Source organism: Oceanicaulis sp. LC35, assembly GCF_052055585.1.
In the GTDB taxonomy this organism is placed as follows: domain Bacteria; phylum Pseudomonadota; class Alphaproteobacteria; order Caulobacterales; family Maricaulaceae; genus Oceanicaulis.
This window is the reverse complement of record NZ_CP170485.1, coordinates 2,595,372-2,607,154: the sequence shown is the minus strand read 5'-3', so window position 1 is coordinate 2,607,154 and position 11,783 is coordinate 2,595,372. Positions and strand designations below refer to the sequence as shown.

7 protein-coding genes are annotated in these 11,783 nt (G+C 63.6%); 4 read left to right on the top strand and 3 right to left on the bottom strand.

What is annotated here, in order from left to right; genetic code table 11:
* The first annotated feature begins 151 nt into the window (after positions 1-151).
* Complete coding sequence (locus ACFELO_RS12435) at positions 152-1,282, top strand: pentapeptide repeat-containing protein (RefSeq protein ID WP_440958085.1); 1,131 nt, start codon at positions 152-154, stop codon at positions 1,280-1,282.
* Here ACFELO_RS12435 and ACFELO_RS12430 read toward each other — a convergent pair.
* On the bottom strand, positions 1,279-2,214 hold the full coding sequence (locus tag ACFELO_RS12430; protein WP_440958084.1) for an alpha/beta fold hydrolase: 936 nt from the start codon (positions 2,212-2,214) through the stop codon (positions 1,279-1,281). The genes ACFELO_RS12435 and ACFELO_RS12430 overlap by 4 nt on opposite strands.
* A gap of 70 nt (positions 2,215-2,284) precedes the next feature.
* On the opposite strand from ACFELO_RS12430, the gene glpK reads away from it, so the two are divergent.
* The 3 genes from glpK to thrS all read left to right on the top strand — a co-directional run bounded on the left by glpK (position 2,285) and on the right by thrS (position 7,173).
* Positions 2,285-3,766 (top strand): glycerol kinase GlpK, encoded by a 1,482-nt coding sequence (glpK, locus tag ACFELO_RS12425; RefSeq protein ID WP_440958083.1) that lies wholly within the window; start codon positions 2,285-2,287, stop codon positions 3,764-3,766.
* 95 nt (positions 3,767-3,861) lie between these two features.
* Entirely contained in the window at positions 3,862-5,205 is a 1,344-nt protein-coding gene (hemN, locus tag ACFELO_RS12420; RefSeq protein ID WP_440958082.1) for an oxygen-independent coproporphyrinogen III oxidase, read from the top strand.
* Positions 5,206-5,331: 126 nt separating this feature from the next.
* Positions 5,332-7,173: a threonine--tRNA ligase gene (gene thrS, locus ACFELO_RS12415; protein WP_440958081.1), complete on the top strand. Its 1,842-nt coding sequence runs from the start codon at positions 5,332-5,334 to the stop codon at positions 7,171-7,173.
* 75 nt (positions 7,174-7,248) lie between these two features.
* On the opposite strand, the gene ACFELO_RS12410 is transcribed toward thrS, so the two are convergent.
* On the bottom strand, positions 7,249-10,539 hold the full coding sequence (locus ACFELO_RS12410; protein WP_440958080.1) for an efflux RND transporter permease subunit: 3,291 nt from the start codon (positions 10,537-10,539) through the stop codon (positions 7,249-7,251).
* Positions 10,536-11,696, bottom strand: a complete 1,161-nt coding sequence (locus tag ACFELO_RS12405; RefSeq protein ID WP_440958079.1) for an efflux RND transporter periplasmic adaptor subunit — start codon at positions 11,694-11,696, stop codon at positions 10,536-10,538. The genes ACFELO_RS12410 and ACFELO_RS12405 overlap by 4 nt, the downstream gene beginning before the upstream one ends.
* Positions 11,697-11,783: the final 87 nt, after the last annotated feature.

Below are 11,783 nucleotides of genomic sequence, written 5' to 3'. Positions count from 1 at the left end.
GTCTCCTTCATCTCTCGTCAGGTCCAGACTTTCCGGTTTTCACCGCACTGACAAGCACTTCGTCGATAGCGGGGGCGTGTACACACAGGTGCATCACTGAATTTTAAGGTCAAAACGCGCACGCTGAAGGGGAATTTGCGGGAGAGACGGCATGCCAATCGACAAGGCTGTCATTGCAGCCCACGAGGCGTTCGTCGCGGGGCGCAACGGCGGATGCCGCGCATTCTTTCGATTCCAGGACCTCAAGACATGCGAGCTGATGCAGCGCAAACTCGATGGGATCGAGTTCATCGGCTGTGATCTGTCCGGTTCGAACTTTGCGCTGGCGTCTCTGGTGACTGCATCTTTTTATTGCTCCAGCCTCAAGCGCGCCGACATGCGCGGCGCCAATCTCTCGCGCTCGGACCTGCGTGGCGCGATCTTGAGGGGCGCGGATCTGTACCGCGCCAATCTGGACGGGGCGGATATTCGCAAAGCGGTCCTGTACAAGGATGAGCGGGACGCCGAGTTCCGCCAGGCGGACTGGATTATTGACGATGGCGACGCCCGTGACGGAGCGGCGGACTTTCGTGATTGCTCCTTGCGCGGCGCCCGCCTGAGCTCGGCGCGGCTGAAGGGCGCGAACTTTACGGGCGCGGTTCTGGAAAGCGCGCAACTGAACAATGCCGATCTGCGCGAGGCCAATTTCGAAGGCGCCATCCTGATGGGCGCCGATCTTCAGGGAACGCGCCTTGATGGGGCGAACATGCGCAATGTGGTGCGCGATCCCAGTCCGGAAGCGCGATCCAGAACCGAAGCCCTGCTGGAAACCTTGCAGCAGAGCGATCTCTATACGCGCTCGCGCGGGGAGCTGGGCAAGCGCGCCTCCTTTGAGGGCGCGGATTTGCGGGTTCTGGGATCGGCATTCCTCGACAAGGGGCTCATCGGCGCCAATATGCGCGGGGTCTGCGCGGTTGGCGTCAACTTCTCCGGCGCATCCTTTATCGGCGCGAGCTTTGAAGGTGCGGATCTGCGCGGAGCGAATTTCAAGGGCGCGAACCTGAAGGGCGTGAACTTCCGCGACTGCAATCTCAATCACGCCAGTTTCGAAGGCGCGGACCTGCGGGCTTTCACCGGCAACACCGGACGCGCCTTTCATCCCAGCTTTGACGGGGCGAGCCTGCATGCGGCGCGGTTTGAATCCGCCCGGATCGACAGCGAAGTGCTGCGCGACACGGCCAGCGCCGCCGCGACGCCTCAGATCCCCGAACATCCGGATGTGAACGCCGCCAAAGCGTCCTAACCCTGTTGTCGCGCGACGCGTTCGGCCCAGTCCGCGAAATCTGATTGTGCGGTTTCAAACCCGATATCGTTGAGGGTCTCGTGCCTGGCTTGCGGGTCACGTCGCATGGTGACGTCGGAAAAGCGTGCATTATAGAGCCGTGACGCCAGAACCTTGGCGGCCTGCCCCTTGTCGGTCGCCGGGTCTTCGCCGCCTGCGGCCAGATGGATGGCGATGTCCGAGCGCATGGCCCGCAGCCGGGTTTCGCTCTCACCCAGCTCGGTTCCATCAATCAGGTCGCGCCACATGGAGATCGAGGCCGGCCAGCCGCAATCGGGATCGTTCACATAGGCGTCCACTTCCTCGGGAATGCGTGACAGCCAGTCAAAATCGGTGCGATGACCCTTGATGGCCTTGCCCCAGGCCTTGAAGGTCAGGGCTTCGATCCAGGTTGAGCCATGCTGCGGTTTCTTGAACAGGCTTTCGATATTCAGCACGGCCCGCATCAGGCCCGCCCGGCTGCCAAGCGCCAGATTGGAATTCCAGATGGCCAAGCCGGACAATTCGCCCTTGCGCTCCATGGCGTGGTTCATCGCCACCACCCCGCCCATGGAATGGCCAAAGACGATATGGGGCAGGCCAGGGAAGCGTTGCTTGAGATGGTCCTCCACAGCCAGTGCGTCCTCAACCACCTTGCTCCAGCCCTTGGGGTCTCCAAACACGCCGCGCGGCGCGTCTTCAGCGGTCGTTTCGCCATGGCCGCGATGGTCATGGGCGGCCACATGAAAGCCCCGGCTCGAAAGATAGGCGGCGAAGCGGGCATAGCGAGCTGAATGCTCGGCGAGACCATGATGGATCTGGACAACGCCCAGCGGCTGGCCTTCGGCCTCCTGCACATGCAGGCGCAGGCTTGCGCCCGTGGGGCTTTGAAAAGTTTCCGCAACAAACGCCATAGGGGCATTCTCCATCCGGTCAGAACCGCTTAGCTTGGCGACACCATAAGACTGCCCGGAGCGTTTCACCATGTCCCGTCCTGCACTGCTTGCGCTTGATCAAGGCACCACCTCTTCGCGCGCTTTGGTGTTTGACGAGACCGGGCGTGTGATCGCCGCTGCGCAGGAGGAATTCGCCCAAGGCTATCCCAGGCCGGGCTGGGTGGAGCATGACCCGGAAGTGATCTGGGCGACGGTTCTGTCCACGGCCCGCAAGGCGATGAGCGCCGCCGAGGAGCAGGGCTGGACGGTCGAGGCGCTCGGCGTCACAAATCAGCGTGAAACGACGCTGGTCTGGGATCGCGCCACGGGCCAGCCCATCCATAACGCCATCGTCTGGCAGGACCGGCGTACGGCGAAAACCTGTGCGGCGCTGAAGGCCGAGGGCGCGGAACCGCTGGTGCGCGACAAGGCCGGGCTGGTGCTTGATCCTTACTTTTCCGCTTCCAAGCTCGCCTTCATTCTCGACGCCGTGCCCGGCGCGCGGGCGAAGGCGGAGGCGGGCAAGCTGGCCTTCGGCACGGTGGACAGCTTCCTGATCTGGCGTCTGACGGGCGGACGGGTTCACGTCACCGACGCCACAAACGCCAGCCGCACCAGCCTGTATGCGCTTAAGACGGCGGACTGGGATGAGGAACTTCTCAAGCTCTTTAACGTGCCGCGCGCCGTACTGCCTGAAATTGTCGATAGCGCCGGGCGCTATGGCGACACCGACCCGTCCATTCTTGGGCGCGCCATCCCCATTTGTGGCGCGGCGGGGGACCAGCAAGCGGCGGCTCTGGGTCAGGCTTGCCTCCATCCGGGCGAGGTGAAATCGACCTATGGCACAGGCGCCTTCCTGCTGGTGAATACGGGCGATCAGCCGGTACAGTCGGAAAACCGGCTGCTGGCGACAACGGCCTGGCGTCTGAACGGGCAGTCCGCCTTTGCATTGGAAGGCTCAATCCTGTCCGCGGGGGCTACAGTGCAATGGCTGCGTGACGGGCTGGGGATGATTGCGCGCTCGTCTGAAATCGAGGCGCTGGCGCAAAGCGCGGATCCTGAATGCGGGGTGTATCTGGTCCCCGCCTTTTCCGGGCTCGGTGCGCCGCACTGGGATCCGGATGCGCGCGGTTTGATCTGCGGGCTGAGCCGGGGTGCGGGCCGCGCCGAAATCGCCCGCGCGGCGCTCGATTCCACCGTCTACCAGACCCAGGATCTTCTGACCGCCGTCGCCAATGACGGGGTCGATGTGCGCACCTTGAAGGTGGATGGCGGCATGGCGGTCAATGACGCGCTGATGCAGCGTCTGGCTGATATTTGCGCCGTTGAAACCGTGCGCCCTGTGAATGCTGAAGCCACCGCCTGGGGCGCGGCGTTTCTGGCTGGGCTGGGGATCGGGATGTTTTCTGACCTGTCTGAAGCCGCGACGCTCTGGCAGGCCGAGCGTGCTTTTACACCCCAGCTCGATGAAGCCGCGCGGCAGCGTCAGATGGCGGGCTGGCATGACGCGGTGCGTCGCACGCTGAGCTAGACCTGCGACCGGTCGCCGCTGCGGCGAGTGGTCAACTGATGTGCGCTCAAGAGCCGGGCTAATCGGGGTGTCCTTGCAGAGGAATGGAGCCCGTCATGGCGTCCCGGATCACCAACTTGCTGAGCTATGGCCAGCAACGCAGCCCGCGTTACACCAGCTATCCCACCGCACCGCATTTTCATGAAGGCGTGACGGGAGCGGTTTATGGCGACTGGCTGGATATGCTGGATCGCGGCAAGGCGATCTCGCTCTACATCCATGTGCCCTATTGCAAATCCCTGTGCTGGTATTGTGGCTGCAATACCCGCGCGACCACCTCTGAGGGCCCGATCGAGGCCTATCTGAAGGTCCTGCTCAAGGAGCTGGAACTGGTCGCAGATCGCCTGCCGGGTCGGATGAAAGTCTCTCACCTGGCGTTGGGCGGCGGTACGCCCGCCATTCTGAGCCCTGATCAGATGGGCCGGCTGATGGCCGCGATCCGTAATCGGTTCGACTTTGTGGACAGCGCGGAGATCGCGATCGAGATCGATCCTCGCCATTTCACCAAAGAGGATGCGCAGGAGCTGGCGCGCAACGGCTTTACTCGCGCCTCGACCGGGGTGCAGAGCTTTGATCCGGCCGTACAGCGCGCCATCAACCGCATCCAGCCCTATGAGCTGGTGGAGGCGTCCTTCAATCGCTTGCGTGAAGCGGGTGTGATGAAGATCAACGCCGATCTTCTGTATGGCCTGCCGCTGCAATCAGCCGCCAGCGCCCGCGCCAGCGCGGAAGCGGCTGCGGCGCTGAACCCGGATCGGCTGGCGGTGTTTGGCTACGCACATGTGCCGCACATGAAATCGCATCAGCGTCTGATCAAGGATGAGGATCTGCCTGGCGCGAAAGCGCGCCTTGAGCAGGCGGACGCCATGGAGCACGCCCTGACCGAATGCGGGTATGCGCTGATCGGAATCGACCATTATGCGCGCCCGGATGACCCCATGACGAAAGCTCTGGAAACCGGCACGTTGCGTCGGAACTTCCAAGGCTACACCACCGACAAGGCGGACACCCTCATCGCGCTGGGCGCGTCGGCCATTGGTCGGACGCCGCAGGGCTATGTGCAGAACCGCTCGGATGTGCGCAGCTGGATGCAGGATGTGGAGGCGGGCCGCCTGCCGATCGCCAAGGGCGTCGAAGTCAGCCGCGAGGACGCCATGCGCGCCGCCATCATCGAACAGGTGATGACGTATCTGAAGGTGGATCCTGAAGCGGTCGCGGCCTGTCATGGCCTGCCGACGCCGCAAGCGGATCTCGACGATCTGATCCGCTCGGGCGTTGTGGCCATTGAGGGCGGGGTCATCATCGTCAATCCGGCCTATCGCCCGCTGGCGCGATTGGTGGCCGCGGCGTTTGACGGCTATCTCGCCACCGGCGCAGCGCGCCATTCGGTGTCGGTCTAAGCGATTGATGCGCTGCGGCGCAGCGGGCTTTGTGGACAGGCGCGAAGCGAGGATTTAAACGTCGATGAGCGTAATGTTCTTACGCTCATCCCAACCTCTCTTATTTGTCAAAGAAGCCTAATCACCATGTCGCAGGACAACTTCCCGGTAGAGACGCGCCGTCACTCCGCAGCCCATTTAATGGCTGCGGCGATCAAGGACCTCTGGCCGAACGCCAAGTTTGGCGTGGGTCCGGCGACAGCCACAGGCTTTTACTATGACATCCAGCTCGAAGAGCCGCTGACGGTCGAGGACCTTCCCAAGATCGAGAAGCGCATGAAAGAGCTGCGCAAGAAAAAGAAGAAGTTCTTCTGCGAAGCCCACGGCATCGATGAAGCCATCGAGTACATGGCCAAGGAAGGTCAGGACTTCAAAGTCGAGCTTCTCAAGCTGCTGCGTGACAAGGGCTCGACCGCCATCGCCAAGGAGACGGGTGATGAATCCGTCGCGGGCGAGGGCCTTGATGAGATCACCTTCTACCGCACCGGCGATTTCGTCGATCTGTGCCGCGGTCCGCACGTGGACCATTCCGGCCAGGTGGGCGAGTTCAAGCTGCGTTCTATCGCAGGCGCCTATTGGCGCGGCGATGCGAACAACGCCCAGCTTCAGCGTATTCACGCGCTGGCCTATGAGACTAAGGAAGAGCTGGAAGCCGAAGTCACCCGTCTGGAAGAGCAGGCCAAGCGCGATCACCGCAAGATCGGCAAGGAGCTGGGCCTGTTCACGCTGGTCGAGGAAGTCGGCGCGGGCTTGCCCATGTGGCTGCCGGCGGGCAATGTGATCCGCGACGAGCTGGAAAAGCTCGCCCGCATCACCGAGCACCGCGCCGGCTACAAGCGCGTCTCCACCCCGCACATCACCAAGGGTGATCTGTATCACCGCTCCGGTCACCTGCCGTACTATGCCGAAGACATGTACGCGCCGATCATGATCGACGAGCAGGAATACTATCTGCGCCCGATGAACTGCCCGCACCACCACATGATCTACGCGCACGACCAATGGTCCTATCGCGATCTGCCGGTGCGTCTGTCCGAATACGGTCAGGTCTATCGTTACGAGGCGTCAGGCGGTCTGTCCGGTCTGATGCGGGTGCGCGGCTTCTGTCAGAACGACGCCCACATCTATTGCCGCGCTGACCAGGCCAAGGACGAATTCCTGGCGGTCATGCACATGCATGCCGATTACTACCGCCTGTTCGGCATTCAGGACTTCTGGATGCGCCTGTCCCTGCCGGACATGGAAAATCTCGACAAATATGTTGACGATTCAGACGGCTGGAAGACGGCTCTGTCGATCCTGAAGCAGGCGATGGACGAGTCCGGTTATCCGTACAAGGAAGTCGAGGGCGAGGCCGCCTTCTATGGCCCGAAAGTGGACTTCATGGTGAAATCGGTCGTCGGCACCGAATACGCCATCTCCACCAACCAGCTCGACTTCATGGCGACCAAGCGCTTCAACCTCGTCTACACCGCCGAGGATGGCTCCAAGCAGCCGGTCTATGTGATCCACCGCGCGCCCATGGGCAGCCATGAGCGCTTCGCCGCCTTCCTGATCGAGCACTATGCCGGCAAGTTCCCGACCTGGCTGAGCCCGACCCAGGCGTTGGTGATCCCGATTGCGGACCGCCACGAGGAATACGCCCAGAAGGTCCGCGACCAGCTCTTCTTCTCTGAGGTGGATTCGGTGAACACCGGCATCCGGACCGAAACCGATTTTGCGTCCGAGCGGATGCAGAAGAAAATCCGCAACGCCCAGCATCGCCAGATCCCCTACATGCTGGTGGTGGGCGATGCGGAAGCGGAGAACGGCGAAGTGGCCGTGCGTCACCGCGACCATGGCGATATGGGCACGATGAAGGTCGAGGACCTGATCGCGCGTATCGCCAAAGAGCAGTCAGGCCGCGCCGACCTGCCCAAACCCGAATAGGCGCATAGCGCACGCTCAAACATGAAAACGCCGGCCCTTGGGCCGGCGTTTTTGTTTGTGCGCGTCAGGTCGGGGTCAGGCGAGGGCCTGGCGTCGGCGCCAGACCTGCCAGCCGATCAGGCCGCCAACGGCCAAGAGGATCACAAGACCGATCAAGCCCGCGACATTGAGCAGGATGAGGGCGGCGACCAGGCCCGCAAGGACGGCAAGGCTGGTCAGCGGCGCCGCGCGCACATCGTCCACGATCATGACGAGCGCTGGCAGCAGCATCAGGATCGCGATGGAAGCGAACAGCAGGCCTGCGCCCAGCGAGACCGCCATGGGCACCAGGAACTGGGCCTGCGGGCTTTGCTCGGCGATGATCGGCAACAGGCCGAGCGCCGTTGTCAGTGTGGTTACAAGGATGGGGCGGAAGCGCCGTCCTGCAGCTTCGGCGATCGCCTCTTCGGGTTTCATCTCCCGTTCGTTGACGTTCAGATTATAGCGGTCGATCAGCACGATGGACGCGTTCACCACCACGCCCGAGAGCGCCACCATGCCGAAGATGGACGGGAAGGACAGCGGATAGCCCAGAATGAAATGGCCCAGAATCGCCCCGCCAATGCCGAACGGAATGGCGATCAGGATGATCAGGGGCTGGATATAACTGCGAAGCTGGGTCGCCAGCAGCGCGTACATGATCACGATGGCGATGATCAGCCCGCGGCCCAGGCTGGCGAAGTCCTCGGCCTGTTCGCGACCGGCGCCGGCGAGGGTCCAGCGCAATTCAGGATAGGCCTCGACCAGCTGCGGCAGCATCTCGCTTTCCACCCGTGCGCGGGCTTCGCCGGGCGTCAGGCGGGCTTCATCCACATCGGCGGTCACTTCCACGATGCGGCGGCCGTCAATGCGCTCGATCTGGGTGTAGCTGCGGCTTTCGGTGATGGTCGCGGCGACGCTAAGCGGCAGGCTGTCGCCTTCCCGCGTGCGGATGCGTAGATCACTGAGGTCTGACAGGCCGACACGCTCCTCTTCAGGATAGCGCACAAAGACACGCAATTCGTCCGAGCTGCGCTGGATGCGCTGGACTTCTTCGCCGAAGAAGGCCTGACGGACCTGACGGGCCACATCGCGCGGGGTTAGGCCTGCCGCTTCCCCCGCCGGGGTGAGGGTGAAATTGAGCTGGCGTTTGCCGATGTCGAGCCCGTCCTCGATCTCGGACACGCCGTCGATCTCCGCGAGCCAGTCCGCGAGCTGCCGAACCGCGGCTTCCAGCGCCGCGTTCTCGGGGTGCGACAGCTCATAGGCGATATCGGAATCCTGCGGCCCGGCGGAGGAGATGATGGACAGTTGCTCCACCCCCGCCAGCTGGCCTGTGCGTTCACGCCAGAGCGCTTCAAGCTCGGAGGAGCTGGTGGTGCGGTCCGCGGACGGGGTCAGCTGGATCTGGATCTGGGCGGCGTTGGACGCGATGGTCGTGGTCGAGCTGGTGCCCGGCCCGCCAAACAGGCTGGTGCGTCCGCCAATGGTCGCTTCGATGGATTTGAACACCGGCTCGCCATTGTCGGCGTATTCGCGCTGGATGGATTCTGCCGCGGCGATCATCTGCTCGGCGGCATGCCGGGTTGCGGCAAAGGGAGCGCCGTCGGGCAGGCTGATGTCGGCGGTGATCTGTTCAGATTCAATCGCCGGGAAGAAAACGAAACGGACGATCCCGGTCGTGGCCAACGTCATCACCAGGATCAGGATGGCGACGCCCGCCGCAGCCACTAGCCAGCGCATGCGCGCCGCGAAATGCGCCCACCGGCTGACCGCGCCATCGGAGAAAGCGGTGAGCAGGGCGGACACCCTGTCCTGAATGCGCGCCAGCGGTCCGCGGGACCAGTGACCGCCATGGGCCAGGTGCGAGGGCAGGATGAAGAACGCCTCGATCAGCGATACCGCTAGGATCGAGATGACGACGATGGGGATGGGGCGGGTGATCTCGCCAAAAGTCCCGCCCGAGAAGATTAGCGGACCAAATGCGGCCATGGTGGTCAGAACGCCGACCAGAACCGGGGCTGCGACGCCGGTCACCCCGGCGATGGCGGCTTCTTCTTCCGAGCGGCCTTTCTGGCGTTCGCGATCGGTGTTCTCGCCTACCACGATGGCGTCATCCACCACGATCCCCAGAACGACGATCAGGCCGAAAGTGGTGATGAAGTTCAGCGTCACCCCCGCCATGCCGAACAGGGCGAACCCGCCAAGGAAAGAGATGGGCACGCCCATGGACACCCAGAATGCCAGTCGCAGGTCGAGCACCAGCACCAGCAGTAGGAAGACAAGGGTGAAGCCGATAATGGCGTTGCGCGCCAGCAGTGAGATCCGGTCGCGGAAGATCTGGGACTGATCGACCACCAGCTCCATCTGCACGCCGGGCGGTAGCTCGGCGCGGTCTGCGAAATCCATGGCGGCGTTGCGCACGCCCAGAAGGTCTTCCGAGCCCTGGGTCTGCACGTCGATGAAGACGGCGGGCTGGCCGTTGAAGCGCGAGATCAGCGGGTCTTCCTCAAAGCCGTCATTGATCTGCGCCACATCGCCGAGCCGGACGCGAGCGCCGGTTTCTGAGGAGCGCAGGATAATGTTGGCGAACTCGTCACCGGTTTCACGGCGGGCATTGGTGCGCAGGAGAATGTCGCCGGACTGGGTGCGGATCTCACCGCCTGACAGATCCACCGAGGCGGCGCGCACGGCGTCCGCCACTTCGGTGAAGGTCAGGCCGTACTGGCGCAGCGCATTCTCGGAGACGGAAATGGAAATCTCCAGCGCGCGGACGCCGCGCAGGCGCACCGTGGAGATACCGTTCTCAGCCAGCATGTCGCGTTCGAGCCGGGAGCCTGCGTCACGCAGAACCGTTTCATCCACGGGTCCGGTCAGGGCGAAGGTCAGGATGGTCGTGATCGGCTGGGGCACGCGGATCTGGGGCTGTTCGGCATCGGCGGGCGGGAAGTCGGCGATGGCTGAGACGGCGGTTTCTACATCGTCCTTCACGACCTGCGCGTCGGCGAAATCCTGCAATTCGACCGTCACCGTGCCACGGCCTTCCGACGCGACAGACCGGACCCGGTCCACGCCTTCCAGCCCGATCACCGCCTCCTCGATGCGGCGGGTGATGGAATCCTCCACATCACCGGGCGTCGCGCCGGGATAGATCACCGCCACCTGCACCGTGCGCGGCTGCAGGGTCGGGAAGACCTCGGTCTGCATGGTGAAAGCGGTGATGGCGCCGCCCAGCAGGAACAGGATCATCAGAAGGTTCGCGGCGACGGGATTGCTCACGAACCAGGCGATAAGCCCCTTGCCGGGCCAGCCGGCATGGGCGGAAGGGGGCAGCACGGGCTCGCTCACGGACGGGCCTCGTCCGCGTTGAGGATATTGGCGCGGCGGCCGAGCGCGTTCCCGGGCACCGGCGTCAGGATGACGCCCTGTGCGAAATCGAACGGCGCCACGAAGACCTGATTGCCCTGTCGGTCAAGCACGTCGATCTCGACTTCCTCGATCTGGTCATTGCGTACGATACGGACCTGATTGAGACCCGCGAGGGCGGAGCCGGGCATCAACAGTCCGGCGTCGAGATCCGGGCCGGTTACAGTCACATCCACAAACTGACCGGGACGCAGCTGATCGGGCGAGCTTGGGGTGATGAACAGATCGATGAAGCGCGTGCGGGCGTTCAGGTCCGCCCCTTCACGCACGATCTCGCCGCTTTGCGCCTGTCCGGTTTCCGAGATGACGAGGCGGGTCCCGCGACCCACAGCGCCATCAAGGCGCGCCAGATCGGCAGGGGGGATCGGAGCGACCACTTCAAGCGCTTCAATGTCATAGACCGAGCCATAGCTCTGTCCCGCGCTGACCAGCTGACCCGTGGCGATCCGGCTTTCAATGACGCGGCCGCGGAAGGGGAAGCGGATATTGGTGCGTTCGAGATTGAGCCGGGCCTGCGCCAGGTCGGCCTGGGCGGCTTCGACCGCAGCGCGGGCGGCGGCCAGCTGCGGTTCGCGCGCCGCCAGCGGGGTAATCTCGCGTCCGGGATATTCACGCCGCCATTCGGCCTGGTTGATTTCGGCCTCCGCAGTGAGCTGATCAAGCGCGCTGCGGGCATCGGCAAGGCCAGCCTGCGCGCGGGAGACGGCGACCTGATAATCACGAGGATCAATGCGAAAGAGAATCTCGTCCGCCTCAAAGAAGGCGCCGGCGCGCACCGCATCAGACACTTCGATGACCCGGCCTCCGACTTGCGGGGACAGGCTGATGTCGGACGGCGTGGACACCGTGCCGGTCAGGGCGATCTCGATCTGGTGGTCGTGCGGGGTCGGACGCGCGATTTCCACCGGCGTTGCGGGTTGCTCGGGCGCCGCCTGACGGGGGGCGTCTCCGCCTGAGGACAGAACCGCTGTCAGGATCATCGCCAGGATGATGACCGCGATGATCGCCCCGATTTGCAGCCAGCCCACCCAGCCGTTCTTGCTGTCAGTTTGCGTGTTGTCCCGGGAGGAGGTCTGCATGCCTCATCCTTCCCCTCAATCAAGTGCCTGCCCACACGCGATTTAGCACGGCGAAGCGAAGGGGCCATCACACAATGGCGACTTTTA